Origin of the sequence: Halobaculum sp. D14, from assembly GCF_051195135.1 — an archaeon.
Lineage (GTDB): Archaea > Halobacteriota > Halobacteria > Halobacteriales > Haloferacaceae > JBNTKA01.
Window position 1 is genome coordinate 128743 of record NZ_JBNTKA010000004.1, and the last position, 25410, is coordinate 154152.

The following is a 25410-nucleotide window of genomic DNA, read 5'->3' on the forward strand; positions in this document are numbered from 1 at the left end:
TGGAACTGCGGTGCGCCGCCCTACCCCTTGATGTTGCAGACCGGGAAGGTTCGGGCGACCTTGTCGCCGATACCGAGTTCGTCGCTGACGCGGACGACCTCGTCGACGTCCTTGTAGACGCCCGGCGCCTCCTCGGCGACCGTGGCGCCCGACTGCGCTTTCACGTAAATCTTCTCCTGGTCGCGGAGCTCGTCCCGGACGGTCTCGCCCCAGTACTCCTGTTTCGCCTGCGTCCGCGACATGACGCGGCCGGCGCCGTGCGCCGTCGACCCGAACGTCTCCGAGAGCGACCGCTCGCCGCCGACGAGGACGTAGCTGCCGGCGCCCATGCTGCCCGGAATGATGACGGGCTGGCCGACGTCGCGGTACGCCGCCGGCACCTCCGACCGGCCGGCCGGGAACGCCCGCGTGGCGCCCTTCCGGTGGACGAACAGGTCGCGCTGTTCGCCGTCGACGTCGTGGGTCTCCCGCTTCGCGATGTTGTGGGCGACGTCGTACAGCAGCTCCATGCCGAGGTCGTCGTGGTCGGCGCCGAACACCCGCTCGAACACGCGGCGGGTCCGGTGCATGATGAGCTGCCGGTTCACCCACGCGAAGTTGATGGCGGCGCACATGGCGCCGTAGTACTCCTCGGCGAGCGCCGACCCGGCCGGCGCGGCGGCCAGCTCCTTGTCCGGAAGCCGGTCGAGGAGGTCGCCGTGATTCGACTCGATGCGGCGGAGGTAGTCCGAGCACACCTGGTGGCCGAGGCCGCGCGACCCGCAGTGGATGAGGACGACGATTTGGTCCTCTTCGAGCCCGAACGCGGCGGCGACGTCGTCGTCGTAGGTGTCGGTGACGCGCTGGACTTCGAGGAAGTGGTTGCCCGAGCCGAGGCTGCCGAGCTGGTTCTTCCCGCGGTCTTTCGCCTTCTGGGAGACGAACGACGGCTCGGCGTCCGGCCGGCGGCCCTCGTCCTCGCAGTGGCGAAGGTCGGCTTCGGTGGCGTACCCCTCCTCGAGCGCCCAGTCCATGCCGCGCTCCAGGACGGCTTCGATGGTGTCGCTGTCGCCGGAGACGACGCCGCCGCCGCCGAGCCCGGACGGGACGTTCGCGAACAGCGACTCGACGAGCTCCTCCTCGTGGCCCGCGACGTCGTCGTAGGTGAGGTTCGTCTTCATCATGCGGACGCCGCAGTTGATGTCGTAGCCGACGGCGCCCGGCGAGATGCAGCCGGATTCGGCGTCCGTCGCGCCGACGCCGCCGACCGGGAAGCCGTACCCCTGGTGGCCGTCGGGCATGCAGAGCGCGTGCTTCGTCATGCCGGGGAGGTGCGTCGCGTTCTTGAGCTGCTGGAGCGTGTCGTCGTCCGAAATCTGTTCGAGCAGCGGCTCGCTCGCGAGGACGCGCGCCGGGACGTTCATGTCGCCCTCCTTCGGGATTTCCCAGACGTGCTCTCGCACCCGCTTCAGCCGGATTCCGTCGTATTCGCGGGTCTCGGTCATGTGCGTCCCTCCGCTCCCCCGACGGAATACGGTTACGTTCCCCGCGGCGACCGCCCGTCCACGTCGCTGTCGAACGGAAGAGCCCCGCTGTGCGGGCCGCGTCGCGGCGGCGGTCCGTCCGGTGACGGGCGGCCTGACACCTCCGCGAACTCGGCTACACGTCGAAGACGACGTAGGCGTGCCAGCCGTCGTCCGTCTCCGTGAGGTCCATCTCGGAGTACGTCACGGCTTTCACGTCGCGGGCGACGACGTCGGCGAGCGGGACGCCGCGGGCGGACGCGGAGACCGTCCACTCGCCGCCGGATTCGGTGACGGTCGCGTCGTTGTCGACCGGGAGGACGCCGCGGACGTCCCGCTCGTAGATGAGTTCGTCGAGGTAGTCGAACAGCGCGGCTTCGGCGCCCTCCGCCGTCACGTCCACCGAGAACCGGTCGCCGCCCGTCTCCGGGACGTCGTCGCACATCGCCGCGGCGAGTCCGTCGGCGACCGCGGCGAACACGCCGGAAATCGTCGGCGCGGTCGCCTCGACCGCGACGTCGGCGGTGTGCTCTCGGAGCGCGAACTCGGGGGCGTCGGCCGCGGTCACCGGTCGCCCTCCTCCGAGTCGTCGCCGTCCGCACCGCCGCGGTCCGCCGCGTCCGCTGCCGTGTCGGCAGCCGGGTCGGTCCCGGATTCGTCCGGGTCCGCGGTCAGTTCGCTCTGGTCGTGAACCTCGGCCGGCCGGCCGTCGGTGTGTTCGCGCTTCGCGCCGGGGCGGTCGCCCGCCTCCTCGGGCCGCGTGTCGGTGTCCTCGCGGAGCGACGGGTCGCGGTCCGCCTTCTCCGCGGGCCGTTCCTTCTCGGTCGTCCGTTCGGCTTTCGGCCGGTCGGCCTTCTCCGCCGGCCGCTCGTCGGTGTCGGCGGTCTCGGGCTCGTACCGGCCGGCCTCCGTCGCCGGCGTCACCGTCGACTCCCGCTGGCCGTACAGCGAGTACGGCTGCTCGTCGTCGAGCGCCGACGACTGGTCCTCGAAGGTGTCGCGCTGGGCGCGCGTCCGGCGGGCGATGTCGGTCGGCGTCTTCGACCGCTCGGGGGCGACCTGGCGGTCCCACTCGTCGTCGCGCTCCACGTCGACGTCGTCGGCGCGGCGGACGGACGGCGAGTCGGCCGACGGGTCGAACTGCTGGTCAGCGTGTTCGACGCTCGCGAGTTCGCGGAGCGTCTCCTCGGAGACGCCGCCGGCGCCGCCGGTCCCGCCGGAGACGGCGACGCCGCTCGTCACGACCGCCCGAATCCCCTCCTCGACGGTCATGTCGACGTCCATCACTTTCTCGGCGGGCATGTGGACGAGGTGGCCGCCCATCACCGGGTTCGGCGCGAGCGGCAGGAACAGCGTCTGCATCTCCGCGTGACCGGTCGGCTCGCGGAGCGCGTCCGGCGTCTCCGTCGTCAGGAAGCCGAGCGTGTACGCGCCTTCGTGCGGGAACTCGACGAGTTTCACTTCGCGGAAGTTCTGTGCGTCCTCCTCCAGCATGACGTCGGACATCTGCCTGAACGACTCGTACACCGAGCCGACGCCCGGGACGGTCGCGATGGCGGAGTCGAAGTAGTCGATGGCGATGGAGCCGAACCGCGTCGAGTTCACGAACAGCCCGACGACGAAAATCAGGTACAGCAGCACCACCGGCGCGATGAGTTCGATGAGCTGCTCTTTGCCGACGACGCCGACGCCCGGGATGGTGAACCGGGTCGCCGCGGAGAAGTCCAACACGAGCGTGGAGAACGCGTCGAGGTACCGGTAGACGTACTGGACGGCGATCGCGAGGACGATGACCGTGATGAGAAGCGGGACGATGACGGCGAGCCCGGTGATGAACGCGCCGCGGATGAGCTGCCGCATGGAGACTCCGACACTCCGCGGCGACAGGTCCGGCATTACTCCATGAGACGTGCAGGGACGTGAAAACAATTCTGCCATCGGTCCCGCCATCGGCTGCGGCCGCACTCCGCTCGACCGTGCAGGGGCCGCCGCCGACGGTGGAGTTAAATCCGGGGACAGACGTACTCTACGTCAGTGAGCGTCAACGTCGACTGCCGCGTGGACCGGCCGGGCGATGCGACCCACGCGGAGACCGCCTGGGCGCTGAAAGAGCGCATCCGCGAGGACGAAGGCGTCCTCAAGCAGCGACGCGGCTTCTTCATGGACGCGTACCGCCGCGCGACCTGCTACCTACTGTTCGAGGAGACCGCCGACGGCGACGACGAACTCGTCGCGTTCGCCTCGGCCCGCCGCGACGGCTACGTCCTGTTTCTCGCCGTCTCGCCGGACGCCCGCGGCCACGGCCACGGGAAGCGGCTCGTCGCGAAAGTCGCCGACGACAACCGGTCGGTGACGTGTCACGCCCGAACCACGAACCGGCAGGCGCTCGACTTCTACGAACACATCGGCTTCGAGCGCGTCCGCCGCATCGACAACTACTACGAAGACGGTGGCGACGCCTACTACCTGAAACTCGGCGACGGCAAAGGGTTCGCCGAACGGCTCTCCGAGTTCCTCCGGTAGTCGCACGACGCATCCGGTAGCCGTATGTGTCGCCGGCGCCAACGCCGAAGCGCGCGCCCTAGTCCCCGGCCCAGTACACCCACCAGGGTGCGATGACGGCTCGGAGAACCCAGGCGCGCGACACCGGTCGCAGACGCGACCCGACCGGCGGCACGTCACCCCGCCTGCCCGGCACGAGGGTTTACCGGCCGACGCGGCACACCGCCACGGGATGACGCCGGTTCGTTAGTGTTCCGGGCGACATTTCACGCGCCGCCAGCCGCCGCTGTGACCGCCGCGTCGATTCGGTTACGGACGACTGACTCACGCACCCGCCGCACCGGTATCGCCGGTATCGCGGCGCCTTCTGACGCGACACTCGATTTGTTCAGCGGCAGAAACACCGTGACGGGTCCCTCTGTGCAGCCTCACGCTTCCTGGTCATCATCGGCCGCCGGTAACTCCACGTAGACCGTGGTTCCCTCCCCGGACGGTTCGAACCGGACCGACCCGCCGAGTGAGGTGACGCCCCACTTCACGAGCCAGAGGCCGAGGCCGCTGCCGTGTTCGAGCGCGGACTCCGTCTCGGTGTCGAGCACCGCGAGTTCGTGCTCGGGGATGCCGGCGCCGTCGTCGCGGACCGCGACGGTGAGCGTCGATTCGTCGTCGGCCACCAGTTCCACCTGGACGGACGGACGGTCCGCGGGATTGTGTTCCAGTGCGTTCTCGACGAGGTTCCGGAACAGTTGGTCGAGAAGCTCGCTGTCCGCCAAGACTTCGCGGTCCTCCGGGACGTCGACGTCGATGGACGCCGCGGGGTACTGCTCGGACAGGTCGTCGCGGATTCGCTCGGCCGTCTCGCGAATCGAGACCGCCGTGGGCGGTTCGCCGTCGGCGGCGACGACCTGCTCGATGCGCCGCGCCTTCTCGCCGAGCGCCATCAGGTCCGCCGTCTTCGACTCGGCGGTCTCCAGAAACCGCCGGGTCTCCTCGTCGTCGACGCGGTCGGCGGCGAGCTGGACGTTGCCGCTCACGACGTTCAGGTCGTTCCGGAGGTTGTGTCTGAGGACGCGGTTGAGCACGGAGAGCCGCTGTTCGCGCCGACGCTCGGCGGTGATGTCCTGCAGCACGACGGTGTCGCCGACCGCGGCGCCCGAGGAGTCGTTCAGCGACGCCGTCGTGACCGCGTACACGCGTCTGCGGCCGTCGACGACTCGCGTCACGGTCTGGTCGTCGCCCCGGAGGTCGACCTCGGGGAGGACGTCGTCGAGCGGGCGGCCCAGCGCAGAGCCCGAGTCGAGTCCGAGAACGCGTCTCGCCTCGCCGTTGAACTCGATGATTCGCCCGCCGTCGTCGACGATGACGACCGGCGACCCGAGGTTCTCGATGGCGGCGCGGTCCGCGACTCGGCGGGACGCCGGCACCAGTTCGAACATGTCCCGCGAGAAGAACGCGTACATGTCGAACGCGAGGTGAACCGGGAAGACGAGCGGCGTGAGGTTGAGCGGCGGCGACCCGCCGACCTGGACGAGCCAGAGGAGGAACGGGAGCCCGGGGAAGATGGGGGAAACAGCGATTGCGGCGGCCTGCGTGCGGTAGAGCGGCCCGTAGCTGATGACAGTGTCCACGAGCAGGAACGACGCGGCGGCGATCATGAGGATGAAGCCGGCGGCGTTGACGAACAGCCACGGCTGATGGGTGTACGCGACCGTGGCGACGCCGTACACCGGTTCGATGTGGTAGTTGCTCCACGCGACGTGGTGCAGCGGGTTCGTGGCGACGACGAGCGTGTGCGCCGTCTGCAGCAGGACGACACCGCCCATGAGCTTCGAGCGCAGCAGCCGACCGCGGCCCGTGTACTCGAGCGCGAACGCCAGGAAGAACACGCCGATGAAGTTTATCGCGAACCAGATCGGCAGTTCGAACAGCCGCCTGAGCGCCGGGTCGAACACGAGCAGCGCCGCGCCGTACGACAGCGACCACAGCGCCTCGCAGGCGATGGTCGCGATGAAAAACCGGCTGCCGAGCTTCCCGCGGTACGGCCAGAGGTACCGAACGAATCCGACGGAGATGGCGCCGGACAGCAGCGACCCGACCGCCAGCCACGGAACGGCCGAAGACATACTACCGTCACACGGCGCTCCGGTGTAAAAAGGCGCTGACGCCGACGCGCGAGACGACGGCGGCTGGCGAGGCGTCCGTCGGTTGGCCGGCGGCCGACTCAGACGACCTGATTCTTCAGGTCCGCGTCGGCCCCGTCCTCGGCGAGCCGGTCGACGTTCTCCGAGAGGATGTCGACGACGCGCTCGAAGTACCGCGGCGTGTTCCCGGCGTTGTGCGGCGTGACGTGGACGTCGTCGAACCGCCACAGCGGGTGGTCCTGCGGGAGCGGCTCGGGGTCGGTGACGTCGAGGAACGCCCCGCGGAGGTCGCCGCGGCGGAGCGACCGGAGGAGCGCGTCGGTGTCGACGACTTTGCCGCGCGCGATGTTGACGAGCGTCGCCTGGGGCGGCAGCGTCCGGAACGCCTCGGTGTCGATGAGCCGCTCGGTCTCGTCGGTGAGCGGGCACGCCAACACGAGGTGGTCGGTGCGGGCCAGCGGCTCGGGCAGGTCGTCGAACCCCAGCACTTCGTCGGTTGGGCCGCCCTTCTCCGGCGTGTACCGGACGCCGATGGTGTGGACGCCGAACGGCTCCAGCCGCTCTGCGATGGCGGTGCCGATAGCGCCGAGCCCGACGATCGTGACGGTCGAGTCGTACAGCTCCTCGGTCGGGTACGGACGCCACTCGCGGCGGTCCTGCTGACGGGTGGCGCGGCGGAATCCCCGGGTCATCGACACGAGCGCGCCGACGACGTACTCGGAGATGTTGGGCGCGTGGACGCCGGCCGCGTTCGTCACGGCGACGCCGCGGTCGCGGAACGCGTCGAGGTCGAGGTGGCCGGTGCCGGCGTAGACGCCGGCGAACAGCGACAGCTCCTCGGCGCGGTCCAGCAGGTCGCTGATGGAGTGGCCCGGCCCGACGACGACGTCCGCCGACGGAATCACGTCGCGTTCGGCGGCCGGCGTCTCCGCGAGCACGACGTCGTGGTCGGGGAGGCGGTCGCGTAGCTCCGCGGCGAGGTCGCCGGCCGGGAGGCCGTGAATCTTCTGTCGCGTCACGACGATTCGCATACCTACCGCGTCGACTGCCCCCTACTTAGTCGCCGCGACGACGACGTCCGGCGCGGTTCCACCACGCCACCGCCGTCGCCGTCAGTCGGCGGCCGACGGCTGGTCGTCGTCGGCCGTCGCCGCAGCGGCTTCCAGTAGGTCGTCGACGGCGGCGCTGTACCGCTTCAGGGTCTCCAGTTCCTCGGCGCTGTACGAGCGGGGTTCGCCGTGTCGGACGCACAGCGACCCGACGCGGTGCCCGTCCGCGTGGACCGGGACGCCGGCGTAGGACGGATACGCTCGCGGCTCGATGCTCGGGGCGTCGGCGAACTCGGGGTCGGCGGCGAGGTCCGGGACGACGAACGGCCCCTCGTCGAGGACGGTGTGTGCGCAGACGACGGCGGAGCGGTCGAGGTTCGCGGGCGGGTCCCAGCCGTGCGTCGCGACGAAGTGTTCGACGTGCGTGTCGACGAGGCCGACGAACGCGACGTCGACGGCGAGCGCGTCCGCGACTTCCGCGACGACGGCGTCGAGGTCGTCCCCGGCGGCGAGTCCGTCGACGTTGCACGCGCGGACCGCGGCGGCGCGGTCCGCCTCGCCGTCCGGGACCGGGTAGCGGAGGTGCCGGCCGGACTCGACGGCGCGTTCGGCGGCCGCCGCGACCAGCCCCGGCGAGTCGCGGTCGGCGGCGACTTCGACGCGGATGTCCTCGCAGGCGGGCGGGTCGACTGGGTGGTCGGTGCCGGCGACGATGCAGGCCGCGTCCGGGAAGCGGGCGGTGACGGCGGCGAACACGAGCGACGGGTCCGCCCAGGTGCCGGCGGAGTCGACGACGACGCAGTTCACGTAGCCGTCGGCGTCGCTCGCCGCCTGAACGGCCTCGGAGACGGAGTCGGTTCGGGTCACCTCGAAGTCGGCCGCGGCCGTGAACCGTCGACTCCACGCGTCGTCGTCCGAGACGACGAGTGCGTCACCGGCCGAGAGTCGCATGGCTCCTGTAAATGAATCCAGTCAGATAGGAGTTCGGGCTCGGGGAATCGTCGCCGGTGTCAGACGACCTGATTGACGAGGGTGCCGACGCCTTCGTACGTGATTTCGACGGTGTCGCCGCGCTCGACCAGCCCGGGGTTCGCGGGCGACCCGAACGCGACGGCGTCGCCGGCGCGCAGCCGGAAGCGACGCGAGAGGTACGACACGATTTCGTGCGGGTCGAACAGCATCAGTTCGGTGTTCGACTCCTGTCGGCGCTCGCCGGCGACGTCGGTGTGCATGTCGATGCCGGTCGGGTCGACGTCGGTTTCGAGCCACGGCCCGAGCGGCCCGGACGCCGTGAACGCCTTCCGCGCCGTCCGTCCCTGCTGGTCGAGCGCGTCGACGTCGTTCATGACGGTGTAGCCGCGGACGACGTCCGGGACGTCGGCGGCCGGGACGTCCTCGCAGGCCTCGTCGATGACGGCGACGAGCTCGCCGGCGTACGTGAGTTCGTCCGTCCACTCCGGGTACGGAATCGGGTCGCGGTGCCCGACGACGCTGTGCGGCGGCTTGATGAAGAAGTCCGGCTCGTCGGGCCGCTCGTACTCCATCTGGTCGAGCGTCGCCGCGAAGTTCCGGCCGACGCAGAACACCGCGTCCGGGTCGCACGGAGCCAACAGCTCCGACTCGTCGACGTCGTACTCGGCGTCGTCGGCGACGAGCGTCCCGTCTCGGTACTCGCCGGCCCGGACCCCGTCCGGCGTCGCCGCGCGTGCCAGTCGCATGCGGAGGAGACGTGGCGGCGACCGCAAGTAGTTCACGGTTCTACACGGCCGACCGTGCCGACCGGCTCCGCATCGACGAACGGCGAGCGACGAACGGGAGCGGCGAACCGCGAACCGCGAACCGCGAACCGCGACCAGCGAACCGCGAACCGCGAACCGCGACCAGCGAACCGCGAACGGAGAGTAGCGAGCGGGCCTCAGTCGAGTGCGGCGGCCAGTTTCTCGACCGGGTGGGGCGGCTCCTCGGTTTCGCCGTCGCGGTCGCCGAGCTGCGACCGGCAGGAGGCGCCCGGCGCGACGACCTCCTCGCCGCGGCTCTCGTCCACCTGGTCGTAGAGGATGCTGGCGATGGACTTGCTGAGCGAGTGGTGTTCGGCCTCGTAGCCGAAGCTCCCCGCCATGCCGCAGCACGTCGAGTCGAGCGGGTCGACCTCGTAGCCGGCGCGGCGCAGCACGCCGACCGCGTGGTGGTCCTTCTTCGTCGCCTTCTGGTGGCAGTGGCCGTGGTAGGTGAGCGGCCGGAAGTCGTCGGCGTCGCCGCCGGCGGCGTCGGCGTCGCGGAACGACATGTCGTCGTCGAGCCGGAACGTGTCGACGTACTCCAGGACGCCGTAGCTGTTCGCGGCGACCAGCGCGGCGTCCTCGTCGTCGTGGAAGTCCAGCAGGTCCGACTGGAGCATCACGGCCTCGCTCGGCTCGACGACGACGACGTCGCGGTCCTCGCGGATGCGCGGCGCGAGGTCGTCGACGGCGGCGCGGCTCCGGCTCCGCGCGCGGTCGAGAAAGCCCATGCTGTGGGCGGGCCGGCCGGTGTCTTCGACGTCCGCGAGTTCGACGCGGACGCCGGCTGCTTCGAGCGCGCGGACCGCGGCCTTCCCGGCGTCCGGGTGGTTGTAGTTCGTGTAGGTGTCCGGGACCAGAACGGCGACGCGGTCGGCGTCGGCATCCGGGATGGAGCCGCCGCGGTCGCCGTACCAGTCGCGGAGCGTCTCGCGGTGGAACGTCGGCAGGTCGCGGTCGGCGGCGATGCCGAGCACCTTCTCGCCGACGAACCGGGCGCCGGGGAGCTTCGCCGCCCAGTTCGACACCGGCGCGAACGTCGAGCCGAGCCGGCTCACGAGGTTCACGTCCGCGAACAGTTTGTCGCGGAGGCTCGCGCCGGCTTCCTGGTGGCGCTCGTGGGTGACCTCGGCTTTCAGCTTCGCCATGTCGACGCCGCTCGGGCAGTCCACCTTACAGCCCTTACAGCCGACACAGAGGTCGAGCACCTCGTCGGCGAACTCCTCCTCCGTCGGGTCCGCAGGGAGGTCGCCGGACATGGCGCCGCGGAGCAGGTTCGCGCGGCCGCGCGTGGACTGGATTTCCTCTTCGGCGGCGCGGAACGTCGGGCACATGACGCCGCCGGTCGTCTCCTGTTTGCCGCGGCAGCCGCCGCAGCCGTGACACAGCTCGACCATGCCCTGCATCCCGTTTTCGTTGTCCCAGTTCAGTTCGGGGTCGAAGCCGGCGTCGAACGCGTACTCCGGGTCGAACCGGAGGTGCTCGGTGAGCGAGTGATCGCCGCAGACGTTCCCCGGGTTCAACAGCCAGTCGGGGTCGAACGCGGTCTTGAGGTCGCGGAACGTCTGCCAGAGGTCGTCGCCGTACAGCTTCCGGTTCCACTGGGTTCGGGCGCGGCCGTCGCCGTGCTCGCCGGAGACGGAGCCGCCGTACTTCACGACGAGGTCGGTGACGCCCTCGGCGATGGCCTCCATCTGTTCGAGGCCGTCGATGGTCTTCGTGTTGACGAGCGGCCGGATGTGGAGGACGCCGGGGCCGGCGTGCGCGTACACGGACGCGAACGCCCCGGTCTCGTCGAGCAGGTCCTGGAACTCGGAGACGTAGTCGGCGAGGTGCTCCGGCGGCACGGCGCAGTCTTCGATGAACGAGATGTGTTTCTCGTCGGTGGTGCGGCCGAGCAGGATGGGGAGGCCGGACTTCCGCATCTTCCAGAACTTCGCGCGGCGCTCCTCGTCGTGCGCCTCCATCGCGGCGGCGGCGTGAATCGGCTCGTCGGTCCGGACGCGCCCGTCGGTCGGCGCCGCGACGGTCTCCGTGTTCGGACAGCGGTCCGCGATGATGTCTGCGACCTTCTCTTGGCCCTCCTCGTCGCTGTCGGCGTAGAACTCGACGAGCAGCACCGAGTTCGTGCCGTCGGGCAGCATGCCGACGACCTCGCTGAACTCCGGGGTGTCCCGCGCGAGGTCGAGGAGCGTGTCGTCCATCACCTCGACGGCCGCCGGGTCGTGTTCGAGTATCGGGCCGACGTCCTCCATCGCGGAGACGATGTCGTCGTAGGTGAACAGCGCGACCGCCTTCGTCTCCGGGATGTCGACGAGCGAGACGGTCGCCTCGGTGACGGTCGCGAGCGTCCCTTCGCTGCCCGCGAGCAGGCGCGCGAGGTTCACGGTGCCGGGTTCGCCGGTGCCGGGGCCGTCCGCCCACTCGCCGCGCGCCTCCTCGACGAGCACGTCGAGGTTGTACCCGGAGACGTTCCGCTTCAGGTCCGGGTAGCGCTCGGTCACCTCGTCGGCGTCCTCGTCGAGGACCCGGACGACCTCGGCGTAGATGCGTTCGAGCAGGTCCCCCTCCGGGTCGGCCTCCTCCCGGAGCGTGTCGACTTCGACGTCGCCGAACGTCTCGACGCTGCCGTCGGCGAGCACCACTTCGCAGGACTCGACGTAGGCGTCCGTCTTCCCGTACTTGAGCGAGTGCGCGCCGGTGGAGTTGTTGCCGATGGCGCCGGCGACGGCGGACTTGTCGCGCCACGCCGGGTCGGGCGCGAACTTGAGGCCGTGGTCGGCCGCGGCGGCGTTCAGGTCGCCGACGATACAGCCCGCGTCGACGGTTGCTTCGGCAGCCTCCGGGTCGAGGTCGACGATGCCGTCCATGTACCGGGTGAAGTCGAGGACGACCGCCTCGTTGACGGTCTGACCGGCGAGGGATGTGCCGCCGCCGCGCGGCAGCACCGGAATCTCGCGGTCCGCGCAGTAGGACATGACGGCGGCGACGTCGTCGGTGGATTTCGGGAGGACGACGCCGATAGGGGTCTCCTGAAAGGCGGAGGCGTCGGTGGCGTACAGCTGCCGGCTGTAGCTGTCGAACCGGACGTCGCCGTCGACGAGGTCGTCGAGGTCGGAGACGAGTCCGGGGCGGGCGACGTCGTCGGACGTGAAGTCGAAGTCGGCGCCCGGAAGATCCGGGTCGCCGTGCCGCGAATGAGGCGCGTCTGAGGACATGCAGTAGTGTGTGCGACTGTGTCGTGGCGTCACATAAACGCGTGGGCTTCGACAGGACGTGCGGCCCAGCCGAGACCGGAAAACGTCAAGACAGAGTCGGATTCGCCCCCTGTCACGTCAGGCGTTCGACCCGTCGCGTCGCGGACGCGCGGCTTCGTCAGACGGACGTCGGCGCCGGGGGACGCTTTTAAGACCCATCCGTCCCTCTCCAGCGGTATGAACGCAGACGGGACACCCCAGGAGATCACGACGCTCGTCGGGCGGGAGGTGTACTCCAACAACGGGGTCTTCGTCGGCGAGGTCGAAGACGTCAGACTCGACCTCGACGCCGAGACCGTGACGGGGCTCGCACTCGCGGAACTGAACCACGACCTGTTCACCGGCCGGGTCGACCCCGGAAAGGGCGTCTTGGTCCCCTACCGGTGGGTCCGCGCCGTCGGCGACGTCATCCTCATCAACGACGTCGTCGAGCGCCTGAAAGACGACTCCGACCAGGAAGAAGCGCTCGCGTAACCGCCCGTTTTCCCGCCGAATCAGTTCGCGGTCCTCGCCGCCCGCCGAGCCACCGCGTTCGGCGGCCCGTGTGAGACGGACGGACCGCTGTTCGGCGTCGACGTCGATGCTCCCTCAGGAATGAAGCCCGACGAGGTGTCGGGTGGTCGTCCGGCGGTACGGATTCGTCGTGACGATGCAGGCGGTCGCCGCCCTGTTCCGCGACGGTTCGCGGTTTCCCGCGACGATTCGTGGTCGTGAGTCGGTGCGCGTCGAAGCGCCGGGTCCGTGTCCCGCCCGACACCGGTCGTTCGTGCGATTCTGTTGGTTCGTGCGGTTCCGGTCGTCCGTTCGGTCCAGTTCGCGTGCCGATTCTCGGTTTCGCGCCGATTCCGTGTGAGCGAGTGATTCGTCGGTCGGTTCCGCCGTGTTCGTGGTCGATGCGTGGTGTCTCGTGTCGATTCGCGATTTCGTGGTTTCGTTCCGGCTGAAGTCGGCCGAGAGCGTTCACGTGCGGGTCACGTCGGTGCGCCGCGTCTGCCGCGTGGGGTCGGTCGATAGCCTGTGACGGAAACCACCTCGTATGCTACGTTGTAGCACACCACACTTGTACGTTTCGGTGAGACTGGCCGGAGTGGCAAGCGGCCGGGAAACCAGCGACTGGACGTGGTCAAATAGCCGTGAGAGAAGCGACAGCGTCAGTTACGGGTCGAGGCGCGCTCGGGCAGCGTGCGGAGCCTGTCGGACAGGCGGCGTCTGCCCGAGTGCTCAGGTGCCGTTCCCGGACTCGCTTCCGCTGGAGCTTTCGACGCCCATCGCGTCGAACAGCTTCTTCCGAACCGCCTCCTCGGAGAGCTGCCGGAGCGTATCGCGGTTCTCCTCGCTCGTCTCGATGCCGGTGAACAGGCCGAGCGGAATCTCGGCGTTCCCCTGCGTCGAGTGACCGGCCGCCTCGCCGATGTCGGAGAAGGCGTCGTGGAGGACGCTCCCGATGTTGATGCGGATGTCCTTCGACCGGGCGGCGAGGTAGATGTTGTCGTCGGCGATGCCGAACACGGTGGAGGTCGTGATGCCCTCCAGGTCGAGGAGCTGCTGGGCGGCCTGCGCCAGCGCCTCGCGGTCGCGGACGAACCCGGCGTTCGACAGCAGGTGGCTCCCCTGCACCTCCCGGTTCTGAATCGCCTCCGCGAGCACGTCCAGCGTCTCCGGGCTCATGCTCGGCGACTCCACCTCCTCCAGTTTGTCGTGGTCGGCGAACGGGTGGAGGTAGGCGGCCGCGGTCAGGTCCGCGGGGGTCGTATCGCGCTTGAAGTCGACGGTCTCCGCGCGGATGCCGTACAGCAGCGCGGTCGCGACGGTGTCGCTCGGTGACAGGTCGAACTCCTGGATGTACTTCGTGAGGATCGTCGACGTCGCGGAGACGTTCTTCCGGATGTCGACGAAGTCGGCTTCCAGCTCCTCGTCGGCCTCCTCGTGGTCGATGTAGATGTCGACGTCGACGCCGAGGTCCATGCCGCCGGAGTCGCCGTAGTGGATGAGCGCGACCGCGCCGTACTCCGACAACGGCTGCACCTCGTCGCGCGCGTGCAGGTCGATGCCGAGCGTATTCACGAACGCGCGGTTCTCCTGATGCCCGATTTCGCCGTCGTAGATGATGTCCGCGTCGACGTCGAACTCCTCGGCGATGGCGCGCAGCGCGACGGCCGACGCGATGGAGTCCGGGTCCGGGTTGTCGTGAGCGAGCACCGCGAGCTTCCCGTCGGCGGACCGGAGAATGTCCGCGAGCTGGCGCGCCTTGTACTCCAGTTCGCCGGATTCGAGCGCGCGCAGCGCCGAGTCGGCGATGACCGTCGACGGATTGATGACGACGTCGGCGCCGAGTTCGACGAGTTCGTCCTCGCTCACCGGGTCGGAGGCGCGGACGACGACGTACTGTTCGTGGCCGGACTCCCGAATCGCGCGGACGGCCGCCTTGTTCGCGTCGACGTCCGAGGACAGAATCAGGATGACGTCGCGTTCGGCGACTGCGTCGGCGACGCCCTCCTCCGCGATGTCTTGGACCTGCGCGTTCAGGTCCTGGTCGCGGAGCGCCTCCACCCGCGACTCGTCCTTGTCGAGGATGAGGACGTCTTTCCCCTCCTCGGTGAGTTCGTCCGCGACGGCGTGGCCGACGCTGCCACAGCCGAGAATCGCGTAGGTCGACATCGAGGAGACCGTAACCCCAGTACTCATTACGTGACGACTCGGGTTGCGCGACACTTAAGCGGTGATGTTCGTTCATCCGAAGCGACCCCCGGCTCCGTGGCCGGGAAACGGAAGGCCTTTTAGGGCGCCTCCGCTTCGGTTGGATGTAGCGGGCCGGTAGCTCAGTCAGGCAGAGCGACGGACTCTTAATCCGTCGGTCGGGGGTTCAATTCCCTCCCGGCCCGTGTTCTCAACCGAGCAGTGAAACCGCCGGAGAGCGCAGCGGGAGACGAAGCAGCGAGGAGAGCGGAGCGCAGCGGCCGAGGCTCGATTCTTTCGGCACAGTGACGGAGCGGTCGCTACTCGTCGTTGCCGCAGGAGATGTCGACGTCGCAGTCGACCGCGAACTCCTCGCAGTCGAGCAGTTCGGCGATTTCGGGGGCGGTGAGGCTGCCCTGTTCGACGGCGCGGGTGAGGAGTCGCTGGACGCGGCCGGTTCCGGGCTGGAGTCGGTTCTCGCCGCGCATCCGGATGTAGTACTCGGCGGCGACGTCGAGGGCGCCGGACTTCGTCGTCTCGCCGGTGGCGTCCTTGAGCGCGTCGTACACCGATTCGCGTCTGTCGGTCATCCGTATCGTGGTCGTGGAGCTAGACATGTATCCAGTGTCCGTCTCGAACGCCTAAACTGCTGAGTAAACTGAAATCATGGTTTCACCGTTCCGTCGCCGGACAGCGACGCTCCGTCGACTCCGGCGCGTTCGGACCGCCGCTGCCGGCCCTGTCGACCCGGTGGTGAAACCGACCGAGTGGCGGACAGACCAGGAGGCGTGCCGACCCGGCGGCGGCCCGACCCGGTCTGAGTCGGCGCGGACGGATTCGACGCCCATATCACCGGGAGGCGGTATTCCGAGTCGTGACCAGCGACTCGTCTCCTCGGCTCCAGTTTTGGACGCTCTATCTCGTCCGGTTCGCCGGCGGCTTCGGGCTCATCACGCTGACGACGCTGCTCGCGAAGTACGTCAACACGTTCGGCATCACCGGCATCCGCGTCGGCCTGCTGTACACGGCGTTCACGGCCGCGCAGACCGCGGCGGTCGTCCCGCTGTCGTGGGCGGGCGACCGGTACGACAAGCGGGTCGTGCTGCTCGGCTGTCTCGGCCTCGGCGTCGTGACGTACGCCGCGTTCGGCTCCGTCGGCTCCGGGAACCAGTTGATGGCGGTCCGGGCGCTGCAGGGCGTCGTCGCGACCGGGATGGGCCTGATGTCGCTGTCGCTCGTCGGCGAACTGGCGACCCGCGGCACCCGCGCGAACGCCATCGGGAAATCGAACGCGGCGCGGTTCGCCGCCTCCATCCTCGGCGGTCTCTCCGCCGGCGCGATGTACGACTACTTCGACGGCTTCGACGAGGTGTTCACGCTCATCACCGGGCTGTTCGTCGTCTCGCTCGGCGCGACCGCGCTGCTTCTCGACCCCGACGACACCCGCATCTCCGGGTTCCCGTTCTCAGACCTCGCGGTGAACCGCCGCATCCTCACGCTCACGTCGTTCCGGGCGCAGTACGCCGTCGCGGTCACGCTCGTCCGGTCGTGGGTGCCGCTGTTCGCCGGCGTCGCAGCCACCGGCGGCGCGTCGGCCGGCCTCGGCTACGGCGGCCTCGCCATCGCCGTCGTGACCGTGTCCGAGAAGTTCACCAACATGCTGCTGCAGCCGTTCACCGGGCGGCTTTCGGACGCCGCCGGGCGGAGCCTGTTCGTCTTCGCCGGCGGCGGCGCGTACGGCCTCGTCGCCGTCGCGGTCCCGTTCACGCCGGCCGTCGGCGCCGCGCTCGGCCTCCCGGAGACCTACCCGGTGGTCGGTGACGTCTCCGCGGCGTTCCTGCCGCTGCTCGCGCTGAACGGCGCGCTCGGCGTCGCCGACAGCTTCCGCGAGCCGGCGAGCATGGCGCTGTTCGCCGACGAGGGCAGCGACGGTGCCGGCGTCGCGTCCAGTTTCGGCGTCCGCGAACTCGTCTGGCGGCCCGGCTCCGTCGTCGCGCCGGTGTTCGGCGGCTGGCTCATGGGCAGCGTCGGCATGGCCGCCGTGTTCTACGTCGGCGGCGGCTTCGCGGTCCTCGGCGCCGTGACGTTCCTCGGCGTGCTGTGGCGTTTCCACGGCGCCGGCGCCCTCACCGAGTGGTGACGGCGCGGCTTCGGCTGCGGTGACGAAAACGCGGGTTCGGTTCTGCGGCCGGTCAGGCGTCGAGCGGCTCGCCTTCCTCGTCGACCGGGGTCTTCACGACCATCACCGGGCGGTCGATGAGCCGGACGACGCGCTCGGTGACGCTGCCGAGCAGGCTCCGGTAGGCGTCCGGGCGGCGCTTGCTGCCCGCGATGACGAGGTCGACCGAGAGGTCGTCGGCGACGTCGACGATGGTTTCGTACGGGACGCCGTGGACGAGGTGGCTCTCGAAGTCGACGCCGGCGTCGGCGCAGCGGCGCTTCACCTCGGCGAGCGTGTCCTCGCCGAGTTCCTGGAAGCCGTACTCCGGGCCCTCGTGGCCGTCGACGTACTCGTCGCCGCTGTACGCCGAGTAGGCGTCCTCGTCGACGACGAACAGCGCGTGCAGCGTCGCGTCGCGTTCGGCGGCGAGGTCGATCGCGTGCCCGACGGCGCGCTCGGAGGCGACGCCGCCGTTGGTGGCGATGAGAATGTCGTCGTACATGTCGGTCGGTGGTTCGCCGGACGCGATGAAAAAGGAACGGGCCTCTTCTCACCGAGCGACGCGGACCGGAAGCCGGTCGGCCGGCAGTGCGGATGGAAAGGGGTCGGTCCGGGACCGCTGACTTCCCGCCGAATCGCGCGCGGGGCGCTACAGCCGTTCGGCGACGGCGGCGGTGCCAGCGGCGACGTCGACGTCGGCGCCCTGCTCGGCGAGCGTGTCGCCGAGCGCGGAGACGAGGAACGAGACGTTGCGGGGGGACGCGGAGTAGCCCATGCAGCCGATTCGGAAGATGTCGCCGGCGAGGTCGCCGAGCCCCGACGCGATTTCGAGGTCGTACTCGTCGAGCAGCGCCGAGATGACCGCGTCGTCGTCGACGGCGTCCGGGACGCGGACGGCGTTCAGGCTCGGGAGCCAGTAGTCGTCCGTCGGGTTCAGTTCGAGCCCCATCGCTTCGACGCCGGCCTTGAGCGCGCCGGCGACCTCGCGGTGGCGGCGCCACCGGTCCGTGATTCCCTCCTCGGCGACGAGCCGCAGCGCCTCGCGGAGCGCGTAGACGTTCGTGACCGGCGCGGTGTGGTGGTACGCGCGCTCGTCGCCCCAGTAGCCTTCGAGCAGCGACAGGTCGAGGTACCACGACCGCGGCGACTCCTCGCGGGAGAGCACCTTGTCCATCGCGCGGTCGTTCAGGGTGAGCGGGGAGGCGCCCGGCGGGCACGACAGGCACTTCTGCGGGCCGCTGTAGGCGACGTCGATGCCCCAGTCGTCCACCTTGAGTTCGACGCCGCCGAGCGACGTGACGCAGTCGGCGACGACGTAGGCGTCGTGTTCGTGCGCGATGCTCGTGAGGTCGCGGACGTTCTGCTGGAGCGCCCCGGTGGACGTTTCGGCGTGGACGAAGCCGAACACGTCGGGCTGGTGGGTCGCGAACGCGTCCGCGACGTCCGCCGGGTCGAGCGGTTCGCCCCACGGCGCGTCGACGGTGACGACGTCGCCGCCGGCGCGGCGTGCCATCTCGGCCATCCGGCCGCCGAAGTAGCCGTTCGTCGGGACGAGCATCGTCTCGCCGGGCTCGACGAGGTTCCCGATGGCGGCCTCCATCGACGCGGAGCCGGTGCCGGACACCGGAATCGTCCACTCGTTGTCGGTGCGGAAGGCGTACCGGAGCAGCTCCTGCGTCTCGTCCATGATCTCGACGAACGACGGGTCGAGGTGGCCGACGAGCGGCGTCGCCATCGCGCGGAGGACGCGCGGGTGGACGTCGCTCGGCCCTGGCCCCATCAGCGTTCGGTCCGGCGGCGTGAGTTCGCCGACGTCAGGTCTGTCCATGCCGTCCGGTGTCGCCGCTGCCGTCAAAGGCCGTTCGGTTGCGGGCGGTACGGCCGGTGACGCCGGCCGCGACGGGGAACGCTTAGGGGCGCCGACCGGGAAACTGGAGCCATGACCAACACTGACGCCGGCGACGCCGGCGGCGACGCGGACGGCGCGGACAGCGCCGGCGGCGCGCCGTCGGAGTCGGCGTGGTTCGCGCCCGACGACGAGGCGGCACGCGTGGACCGAATCCGCGAGGGCGCCGCCGCCGAGCCGGCCGACTGGCCGTCGCTCGCGGTCGACGCCGACGTCGCCGACGACGAATCCGACTACTACGCGATGCTGCGCGAGGCCACGGTGGCGGCGACCCGCGCCGAGGTCAGAGAGCGCGAACGCGCCGACGACAGGCAGTTACTGCACGCCGTCCGGGCGGTGGACGACGCCGACCGCGTCGCGAACGAACTCGCCGAGCGCGCGGCGGAGTGGGCCGGCAGCCTGTACGACGAGTCCGGCTCCGGCGTCGAGTTCTGCCGGGAGGTCGCCGGCCGCGACCCGGACGGCCCGACCGAGGAGCGCGTCGTGTCGCTGGCGCGTCGCGTCGCCGACCTGGCCGACGAGTCCGAGCAGCTGGAGGCGTTCATCGAGGCGAGAGCGCCGGAGGCGGCGCCGAACCTCGCCGCGCTGGCGGGGCCGGTGCTCGCCGCGCGGCTCATCTCGCTGGCCGGCGGGCTGGAGACGCTGGCGAAGAAGCCGTCGGGGACGCTGCAGGTGCTCGGCGCCGAGGACGCGCTGTTCGCGCACCTCCGCGGGCACGCCTCGTCGCCGAAACACGGCGTCATCTACACCCACGAGTACGTCCGCGGGACGCGGCCGGAGGACCGCGGGTCGGCGGCGCGGGCGCTCGCCGGGAAGCTCACCATCGCCGCCCGCGTCGACTACTACAGCGGCGACCGGAAACCGGCGCTCGACGAGGAGCTCGACGAACGCATCCGAACCATCAGGGCGCGGGCAGACGCCGGCGACGACGACACCGACGGCGCGAGCGGCGGGACCGCCGCAGGCAACGCTGCCGGCGCGGGGGCGGACGAATGAGCGGCGCGGACGACAGCGGCGGCGACGGGCTTCCCGCGGGCGTCCAGCGGCGACCCATCGCGGGCGAGGAGCGGCTGTCGACCCGGGGCGAGCCGGTGTACGGCGAGCCGACCGACGGCGACTGGCGCGTCTGGGACGCCGGCCGGTCGAAGCTCGGCGCGATGCTCGAACTCGGGATGGACACCGGGCTGGACGGCGGCGAGACGGTGCTGTACCTCGGCGCGGCGAACGGGACGACGGTGAGCCACGTCGCCGACTTCGCCGGCCCGACGTACGCCGTCGAGTTCGCGGCGCGTCCGGTCCGCGACCTGCTCGACGCCTGCGACCCGCGGCCGAACCTGTTCCCGCTTTTGAAGGACGCGCGGAAGCCGGAGACGTACGCGCACGTCGTCGAGTCCGGCTGTGACGTCGTCGTGCAGGACGTCGCGACGCGCGGGCAGGCCGCGGTGGCGAACCGGAACGCGCAGTTCCTCGCGGACGACGGCCGGCTGCTGCTCGCCGTGAAGGCGCGCTCTGAGGACGTCGCCGCCGACCCGGCGTCGGTGTTCGACGACGTCCGCGCCGAACTCGCCGAGCAGTACGACGTCCTCGAGACGCGGCGGCTCGACCGGTACCACACGGACCACCTCGGCATCGTCGCGACGCCGAGCAGGTAGCGCGGCCGGCCGCCGGCGCCGCTTTCCCGAAATATAAATCACCGCACACCCAACCCCGGTTCGATGGAGACAGGCTCGCCGGAGTCGTTCGCGCGGATGGGTACTCTCGGAGTCGAAGAGGAGTTCTACGTCGTCGACGACGAGGGACGCCCCGTCTCGGGGACCGACGACCTGGTGTACGGCGACCGCGAGCCGCCCGAGCCGCTCGTCGACCGCGTCGACCACGAACTGTTCAAGTGCACGGTCGAGACGCAGACGCCGCTCATCGAGTCGCCCGCCGACGTCCGCGACCACGTCACGGCGGCCCGCGACGCGCTCGTCGACCACGCCGATTCGTACGGCTACCGCGTCGCCGCCGCTGGGCTGCATCCGGCGGCGAAGTGGCGCGAACTCGACCACGCCGAGAAGCCGCGGTACCGGTCGCAGCTCGACCGAATCCAGTACCCGCAGCACCGGAACACGACCGCGGGGCTGCACGTCCACGTCGGCGTCGACGACCCCGACAAGGCGACGTGGGTCGCGAACGAACTCCGGTGGTACCTCCCGCCGCTGCTGGCGCTGTCGGCGAACTCGCCGTTCTGGAACGGCTTCGACACCGGCCTCGCGTCGGCGCGCGCGAAGGTGTTTGAGGCGCTGCCGAACACCGGGATGCCCGGGTCGTTCGAGAGCTTCGAGGCGTACCAGTCGTTCGAGCGCCGAATGGTGGAGCTCGGCTCCATCGAGGACCGCGGCGAACTCTGGTACGACGTCCGGCCGCACACCGGCCACGGCACCGTCGAGGTGCGGACGCCCGACGGCCAGTCCGACCCGGACGTCGTCTGCGCGTTCGTCGAGTTCGTCCACGCGCTGGTCGTCGACCTCGCCGAGCGGTACGAGGACGAGGCGGCGCCGACGTCGACGGCGCTGCGGCGGGAGACGCTCGACGAGAACAAGTGGCGGGCGATGCGGCACGGCCACGACGCGTCGTTCGTCGACCGGGACGGCGACTCGGTCGTGTCGCTCGCTGACGCCGTCGACCGCGTCTGCGACCGCGTCGGCGTCGACGGCCTGCGCGACGTCCTCGACCGGGAGTCCGGCGCGGAACGCCAGCGACGCATCCGGCAGCGGGACGGGCTGGACGCGCTGTGTACGGACCTGCTGCTGTCGGCGTAGACCGGCGTCGTCGGTCGGCGCCGCTCGCGGCGGGTCGGCGCGGGCCGAGACAGTCAGCGGCGACGACGTTTTACGCGCGGAGTTCTGACCTGCGGAGCAGGACACATGGCTTCCGACGACGCCACCGACGACGCGGACGACGCCGGCGACGCCACCGACGGCGGACCGGACGGCGCCGGCGACGCCACCGACGGCGGACCGGACGGCGCCGACGCGGACGCCGGGTCGGCGCGCGAGGAGTTCGACAGCGCCAGGGCCCGCCTCGAAGCGGAGGCGAGCGACGTCGCCGAGGGCTTCGACGAGCGCCTCGTCGACCTGCTGTCGTGGCTGCTCGACACCGAGACCCGCGCCCGCATCTACGTCTTCCTCCGGGAACACCCGGAGTCCACGAGCGAAGAGGTCGCCGAAGGCACCGGGCTGTACCCGAGCACGGTCCGGGAGGCGCTCGCGGAACTCCACGAGGAGGGCCACGTGACGCGCGACAAACGCGAGTCCGTCGGCGCCGGCAACAACCCCTACGAGTACGACGCCATCGCGCCCTCCGAACTCGTCGAGGGCGTCGTCGAGCAGGTGCAGGCCGAACTGAACACCGTGTTCAACCTCGACGACCTGCTCGGCCGCGGCGGCGACGCCGACGGCGACACCGCGGAGCCGGTCACCATCACCGTCGAATCAGGGCAGGGCGCACCCGCAGACGACGACGCTGAAACCGGCGGCGACGACGCCGAATCCGGGTCCGACGGCGACGACGTCGACGGCGGCGAGGCCGACGCCGGAGCCGACGGTAGAGACGCCGACGGAGACGGCGACGAGTCGGCGTAGCCGCGTCGCTTCGGCGGTCCGTCACGAACGAGGAGTAACGTCGCTTTTACGTTCGGCGGTCCCGACGCACGGGTATGAACGTCGCGCTTGGCGGGACATTCGACCCGGTCCACGACGGGCACCGCGCGCTGTTCCGCCGCGCGTTCGAGCTCGGGGACGTCACGGTCGGGCTCACCTCCGACGACCTCGCACCGGAGACCAGACACACCGAACGGTACGTCCGGTCGTACGAGGACCGGAAGGATGACCTCGAATCGGTGCTGTCCGAACTCGCCGACGAGTACGACCGCGACTACGAGATTCGGAGGCTCGACGAGCCGACCGGCATCGCCGTCGAGCCGGAGTTCGACGCGCTGGTCGTCTCGCCGGAGACCCGCGCCGGCGCCGAACGCATCAACGACATCCGCGAGGAGCGCGGGCTCGACCCGCTCCGCATCGAAGTCGTCGACCACGTCGAAGCCGAGGACGGAAACCGCATCTCGTCGACCCGCATCGTCAACGGCGAAATCGACGAGCACGGCAACCTCACGCCCAAACGGGAGGGACGCGGCCCGACGCGACCCGAGTAGATGCCGAACGCCGTCGACGCCGCCGCAGCGTGGCTCGCCCGGCGGTCGCTCGCGACGCGCCTCCTGCTCGGCGGCGCCGCCGCCGCTATCGCCGGCTACCAGTTCGTCGAACTCGGCAGCCGCGACCCCGGAAGCCTCGTCGCGTACGTCGGCGCCGCGCTGCTGCTCGTCGGCCAACTCGGCGTCGTCGCCGGCGCGGTCGGCGTCGCGTGGCTGCTCCTCGCTGAGTGACGCGACGGTCAGGTCCCGGCTGCGTCGACAGCGGACTCCCTGCGCCCGCTACCACGTCGGCGGCCTGAACCCGGCGTCTTCGAGGACGTCCTTCCAGTGTTGCTGCACCGACAGCCGCGTCACGTCCATCGCCTCGGCGACCGCCGTCTGGCTGCGCTCGTCGCCCGCGATGAGCGCGCCGGCGTACAGCGCCGCCGCCGCCATCGCCGGCTTCGACCGCTCCGACTCCGGGACGTGCGACAGAAACAGGTCGGTGGCGTTCGACCGCGCCTCGCCGGACAGCTCCAGCGACTCCGCCGCGCGGCGAAGCTCGCCGAGCCACTCCTCGTTTTGCACCTCGTCGCTCGCCCGGTACACACCGCTGGCTTCGTCGCCACCGCACATAAGTCATCGGCCGCGTCCGACAGCTACTTACCGCGAATTTCGTTATACGGAGGTGCGCGCGGGTAGCCAAGTGGCCAACGGCGCAGCGCTTAGGACGCTGTCCCATAGGGGTCCGCAGGTTCGAATCCTGTCCCGCGCATCTCGAACCCGGCCCCGTCGCATTATTCTCGTGGGTTTGCCAACAGAACGCAACTCACAACATGTCTCTAAACGGACCAAATCGGCTATCGCGCTGTACCATATTCCGAGACCACGAATGGGACAACGGCCGACACATCATCATCGTCCCACAATCCCACCAGCAGTATCTCACCGAAAAACAGGCCGTCGACTACTACGAACACCGGAAGGCGTTCCTCACGTGGTTACTCAACTTCGGCAAGAACAAGCAGCGAGCAAAGGGCTACTCCCCATATACCGTATACAACACCGGCTACCGAACAGCCGAATTCGACCTCTGGTCATGGAAGCAGAACGGCCGCTACGACGTTCCTCCCACACAGGCAGACGTCACCGGGTTCATGGAAGAAGTCGCTCTCTCCGACGTTGCGGACTCCACGAAAGGCAAGAAGCTCGAAGCACTCCGACGGTATTCGGGGTGGCTTCAGGACTACCACGGAGAAGACGAATGGGAGTTCGCGTGGAAGTTCAAAAGCGGCGGCGGAAACAATCAGCCCCGCGATTTCTTATCTGTTCGTGAACGTCGACAGATTCGGCAGGCAGCACTCAACGCAGAAGGAAGCCCGAAACACGGCGTTGAGTCACTGGAGGACACCGACTTCGAAGACGGTAGCTGGAAAGTCACATCCCTCGTTTGGACCAGCCTCGATGCCGGACTTCGCCCCGTCGAAGTACGTCGGGCACGGTGTAGTTGGGTTGATACGGAAAACGGGGTTCTTCGCATCCCCCGGGAAGACTCGGCAAAGAACGAGGGAAACTGGACCGTCGGGCTAACGGACCGAACCTCGACCGGACTTGAGCGGTGGATACGAGAGCGAGAAACCCATCCCCGGTACGAAGAGTCGGACCGTCTGTGGTTAACGCGACGAGGGAACCCGTACAGCGCGAAGGCACTACGCCAACTACTTCATAGACTGTGTGAACAGGCAGGGATTGACACAGAAAACCGGAGTATGTCGTGGTACACGATTCGGCACTCTGTCGGGACGTACATGACGAAGGAACGGGATTTGGCCGCGGCGAAAGCCCAACTCCGTCACCGGAATGCACAGACTACGATGAAGTACGACCAAGTTCCCGTCGAAGACCGGCGAGACGCACTTGACCGGATGGGCTGACACAGCGTGAAGGGCAGTATACCAAGATGTCTTGCAATAATATTGACTGAGGCAACTATTTATTAATATGGGTTATTGTCCATGGGCCCGGAAGTTAATGCTGTAAGAGAGTACCTCATATACGAAAGCCAACCTCGGCATCCCATAATGTGCCAGATTGATAGCCTCCGCAGCAATCTGTATACTGGCTATGAGTACCTCATCTCGCTCCGATTCGTTCGGCTTTCTATAATACGGTGTATCAATCAGTTGGTTCTGCCGTGTTGAATAGATGCTAAGTCACGATTAGAGTGGCTCACAGACTGCTGTGTTGAATAGCGATCTAATCGG

23 protein-coding genes and 2 tRNA genes are annotated in these 25410 nt (G+C 69.4%); 12 read left to right on the plus strand and 13 right to left on the minus strand.

Annotated elements, in window-relative coordinates; all coding sequences use genetic code 11:
- Positions 1–20 precede the first annotated feature (20 nt).
- From ACQUST_RS13750 to ACQUST_RS13760, 3 genes are all read right to left on the minus strand, one after another.
- Positions 21–1484 (minus strand): RtcB family protein, encoded by a 1464-nt coding sequence (locus tag ACQUST_RS13750; protein WP_435129721.1) that lies wholly within the window; start codon positions 1482–1484, stop codon positions 21–23.
- Between the two features lie 154 nt (positions 1485–1638).
- A complete protein-coding gene (locus ACQUST_RS13755) occupies positions 1639–2070 on the minus strand; it encodes an archease (RefSeq protein WP_435129723.1) in 432 nt (143 codons plus the stop codon).
- Positions 2067–3362, minus strand: a complete 1296-nt coding sequence (locus tag ACQUST_RS13760) for a DUF502 domain-containing protein (protein ID WP_435129725.1) — start codon at positions 3360–3362, stop codon at positions 2067–2069. The genes ACQUST_RS13755 and ACQUST_RS13760 overlap by 4 nt, the downstream gene beginning before the upstream one ends.
- A gap of 174 nt (positions 3363–3536) precedes the next feature.
- Between ACQUST_RS13760 and ACQUST_RS13765 the strand changes: the two genes are divergently transcribed.
- The gene (locus tag ACQUST_RS13765; RefSeq protein WP_435129727.1) at positions 3537–4025 is read left to right on the plus strand and encodes a GNAT family N-acetyltransferase; all 489 of its coding nucleotides are present in this window, start codon (positions 3537–3539) and stop codon (positions 4023–4025) included.
- 407 nt (positions 4026–4432) lie between these two features.
- On the opposite strand, the gene ACQUST_RS13770 is transcribed toward ACQUST_RS13765, so the two are convergent.
- The 5 genes from ACQUST_RS13770 to ACQUST_RS13790 all read right to left on the minus strand — a co-directional run bounded on the left by ACQUST_RS13770 (position 4433) and on the right by ACQUST_RS13790 (position 12190).
- The gene (locus ACQUST_RS13770; protein WP_435129730.1) at positions 4433–6127 is read right to left on the minus strand and encodes a histidine kinase N-terminal 7TM domain-containing protein; all 1695 of its coding nucleotides are present in this window, start codon (positions 6125–6127) and stop codon (positions 4433–4435) included.
- A gap of 98 nt (positions 6128–6225) precedes the next feature.
- Positions 6226–7176 (minus strand): D-2-hydroxyacid dehydrogenase, encoded by a 951-nt coding sequence (locus ACQUST_RS13775; protein WP_435129733.1) that lies wholly within the window; start codon positions 7174–7176, stop codon positions 6226–6228.
- 81 nt (positions 7177–7257) lie between these two features.
- Complete coding sequence (locus ACQUST_RS13780; protein ID WP_435129736.1) at positions 7258–8145, minus strand: GAF domain-containing protein; 888 nt, start codon at positions 8143–8145, stop codon at positions 7258–7260.
- Between the two features lie 59 nt (positions 8146–8204).
- Positions 8205–8912: a fumarylacetoacetate hydrolase family protein gene (locus ACQUST_RS13785; protein ID WP_435129739.1), complete on the minus strand. Its 708-nt coding sequence runs from the start codon at positions 8910–8912 to the stop codon at positions 8205–8207.
- Between the two features lie 197 nt (positions 8913–9109).
- Positions 9110–12190: an FAD-binding and (Fe-S)-binding domain-containing protein gene (locus ACQUST_RS13790; RefSeq protein WP_435129742.1), complete on the minus strand. Its 3081-nt coding sequence runs from the start codon at positions 12188–12190 to the stop codon at positions 9110–9112.
- A 216-nt stretch (positions 12191–12406) separates the two neighbouring features.
- On the opposite strand from ACQUST_RS13790, the gene ACQUST_RS13795 reads away from it, so the two are divergent.
- Positions 12407–12703 (plus strand): PRC-barrel domain-containing protein, encoded by a 297-nt coding sequence (locus tag ACQUST_RS13795; protein ID WP_435129744.1) that lies wholly within the window; start codon positions 12407–12409, stop codon positions 12701–12703.
- Positions 12704–13450: 747 nt separating this feature from the next.
- Here the strand turns inward: ACQUST_RS13795 and ACQUST_RS13800 are convergent.
- A complete protein-coding gene (locus ACQUST_RS13800) occupies positions 13451–14914 on the minus strand; it encodes a DHH family phosphoesterase (RefSeq protein WP_435129747.1) in 1464 nt (487 codons plus the stop codon).
- Between the two features lie 123 nt (positions 14915–15037).
- Here ACQUST_RS13800 and ACQUST_RS13805 point away from each other — a divergent pair.
- Positions 15038–15111, plus strand: a tRNA-Lys gene (locus tag ACQUST_RS13805).
- 114 nt (positions 15112–15225) lie between these two features.
- Here ACQUST_RS13805 and ACQUST_RS13810 read toward each other — a convergent pair.
- Positions 15226–15522: a hypothetical protein gene (locus ACQUST_RS13810; protein WP_435129750.1), complete on the minus strand. Its 297-nt coding sequence runs from the start codon at positions 15520–15522 to the stop codon at positions 15226–15228.
- Between the two features lie 257 nt (positions 15523–15779).
- On the opposite strand from ACQUST_RS13810, the gene ACQUST_RS13815 reads away from it, so the two are divergent.
- Positions 15780–17045: an MFS transporter gene (locus ACQUST_RS13815; protein WP_435129753.1), complete on the plus strand. Its 1266-nt coding sequence runs from the start codon at positions 15780–15782 to the stop codon at positions 17043–17045.
- A 52-nt stretch (positions 17046–17097) separates the two neighbouring features.
- On the opposite strand, the gene ACQUST_RS13820 is transcribed toward ACQUST_RS13815, so the two are convergent.
- Both ACQUST_RS13820 and ACQUST_RS13825 read right to left on the minus strand, forming a co-directional pair.
- The gene (locus tag ACQUST_RS13820) at positions 17098–17568 is read right to left on the minus strand and encodes a universal stress protein (RefSeq protein ID WP_435129756.1); all 471 of its coding nucleotides are present in this window, start codon (positions 17566–17568) and stop codon (positions 17098–17100) included.
- Positions 17569–17715: 147 nt separating this feature from the next.
- Positions 17716–18894: a pyridoxal-phosphate-dependent aminotransferase family protein gene (locus ACQUST_RS13825; protein ID WP_435129759.1), complete on the minus strand. Its 1179-nt coding sequence runs from the start codon at positions 18892–18894 to the stop codon at positions 17716–17718.
- Between the two features lie 111 nt (positions 18895–19005).
- On the opposite strand from ACQUST_RS13825, the gene ACQUST_RS13830 reads away from it, so the two are divergent.
- From ACQUST_RS13830 to ACQUST_RS13855, 6 genes are all read left to right on the plus strand, one after another.
- Entirely contained in the window at positions 19006–19968 is a 963-nt protein-coding gene (locus ACQUST_RS13830; RefSeq protein WP_435129762.1) for an NOP5/NOP56 family protein, read from the plus strand.
- Complete coding sequence (locus tag ACQUST_RS13835; protein ID WP_435129765.1) at positions 19965–20624, plus strand: fibrillarin-like rRNA/tRNA 2'-O-methyltransferase; 660 nt, start codon at positions 19965–19967, stop codon at positions 20622–20624. The genes ACQUST_RS13830 and ACQUST_RS13835 overlap by 4 nt, the downstream gene beginning before the upstream one ends.
- Before the next feature lie 63 nt (positions 20625–20687).
- A complete protein-coding gene (locus tag ACQUST_RS13840; protein WP_435129768.1) occupies positions 20688–21776 on the plus strand; it encodes a glutamate--cysteine ligase in 1089 nt (362 codons plus the stop codon).
- A gap of 105 nt (positions 21777–21881) precedes the next feature.
- On the plus strand, positions 21882–22598 hold the full coding sequence (locus ACQUST_RS13845) for a helix-turn-helix domain-containing protein (RefSeq protein ID WP_435129770.1): 717 nt from the start codon (positions 21882–21884) through the stop codon (positions 22596–22598).
- A 74-nt stretch (positions 22599–22672) separates the two neighbouring features.
- Positions 22673–23167 (plus strand): phosphopantetheine adenylyltransferase, encoded by a 495-nt coding sequence (locus ACQUST_RS13850; protein ID WP_435129773.1) that lies wholly within the window; start codon positions 22673–22675, stop codon positions 23165–23167.
- Positions 23168–23398, plus strand: a complete 231-nt coding sequence (locus tag ACQUST_RS13855; RefSeq protein ID WP_435129775.1) for a hypothetical protein — start codon at positions 23168–23170, stop codon at positions 23396–23398.
- Positions 23399–23446: 48 nt separating this feature from the next.
- Here ACQUST_RS13855 and ACQUST_RS13860 read toward each other — a convergent pair whose 3' ends face one another.
- On the minus strand, positions 23447–23755 hold the full coding sequence (locus ACQUST_RS13860; protein WP_435129778.1) for a transcription initiation factor IIB family protein: 309 nt from the start codon (positions 23753–23755) through the stop codon (positions 23447–23449).
- A gap of 83 nt (positions 23756–23838) precedes the next feature.
- Between ACQUST_RS13860 and ACQUST_RS13865 the strand changes: the two genes are divergently transcribed.
- Positions 23839–23921 (plus strand) — tRNA-Leu (locus ACQUST_RS13865).
- 61 nt (positions 23922–23982) lie between these two features.
- On the plus strand, positions 23983–25080 hold the full coding sequence (locus ACQUST_RS13870) for a tyrosine-type recombinase/integrase (protein ID WP_435129781.1): 1098 nt from the start codon (positions 23983–23985) through the stop codon (positions 25078–25080).
- Positions 25081–25410: the final 330 nt, after the last annotated feature.

Coding starts and splice junctions, on each gene's coding strand:
- ACQUST_RS13795 (WP_435129744.1), top strand. CDS start 12,407: ATGAACGCAGACGGGACACCCCAGGAGATCACGACGCTCGTCGGGCGG.
- ACQUST_RS13810 (WP_435129750.1), bottom strand. CDS start 15,522: ATGTCTAGCTCCACGACCACGATACGGATGACCGACAGACGCGAATCG.
- ACQUST_RS13825 (WP_435129759.1), bottom strand. CDS start 18,894: ATGGACAGACCTGACGTCGGCGAACTCACGCCGCCGGACCGAACGCTG.
- ACQUST_RS13835 (WP_435129765.1), top strand. CDS start 19,965: ATGAGCGGCGCGGACGACAGCGGCGGCGACGGGCTTCCCGCGGGCGTC.
- ACQUST_RS13780 (WP_435129736.1), bottom strand. CDS start 8,145: ATGCGACTCTCGGCCGGTGACGCACTCGTCGTCTCGGACGACGACGCG.
- ACQUST_RS13870 (WP_435129781.1), top strand. CDS start 23,983: ATGTCTCTAAACGGACCAAATCGGCTATCGCGCTGTACCATATTCCGA.
- ACQUST_RS13790 (WP_435129742.1), bottom strand. CDS start 12,190: ATGTCCTCAGACGCGCCTCATTCGCGGCACGGCGACCCGGATCTTCCG.
- ACQUST_RS13840 (WP_435129768.1), top strand. CDS start 20,688: ATGGAGACAGGCTCGCCGGAGTCGTTCGCGCGGATGGGTACTCTCGGA.
- ACQUST_RS13850 (WP_435129773.1), top strand. CDS start 22,673: ATGAACGTCGCGCTTGGCGGGACATTCGACCCGGTCCACGACGGGCAC.
- ACQUST_RS13830 (WP_435129762.1), top strand. CDS start 19,006: ATGACCAACACTGACGCCGGCGACGCCGGCGGCGACGCGGACGGCGCG.
- ACQUST_RS13820 (WP_435129756.1), bottom strand. CDS start 17,568: ATGTACGACGACATTCTCATCGCCACCAACGGCGGCGTCGCCTCCGAG.
- ACQUST_RS13845 (WP_435129770.1), top strand. CDS start 21,882: ATGGCTTCCGACGACGCCACCGACGACGCGGACGACGCCGGCGACGCC.
- ACQUST_RS13750 (WP_435129721.1), bottom strand. CDS start 1,484: ATGACCGAGACCCGCGAATACGACGGAATCCGGCTGAAGCGGGTGCGA.
- ACQUST_RS13800 (WP_435129747.1), bottom strand. CDS start 14,914: ATGAGTACTGGGGTTACGGTCTCCTCGATGTCGACCTACGCGATTCTC.
- ACQUST_RS13855 (WP_435129775.1), top strand. CDS start 23,168: ATGCCGAACGCCGTCGACGCCGCCGCAGCGTGGCTCGCCCGGCGGTCG.
- ACQUST_RS13770 (WP_435129730.1), bottom strand. CDS start 6,127: ATGTCTTCGGCCGTTCCGTGGCTGGCGGTCGGGTCGCTGCTGTCCGGC.
- ACQUST_RS13785 (WP_435129739.1), bottom strand. CDS start 8,912: ATGCGACTGGCACGCGCGGCGACGCCGGACGGGGTCCGGGCCGGCGAG.
- ACQUST_RS13775 (WP_435129733.1), bottom strand. CDS start 7,176: ATGCGAATCGTCGTGACGCGACAGAAGATTCACGGCCTCCCGGCCGGC.
- ACQUST_RS13760 (WP_435129725.1), bottom strand. CDS start 3,362: ATGCGGCAGCTCATCCGCGGCGCGTTCATCACCGGGCTCGCCGTCATC.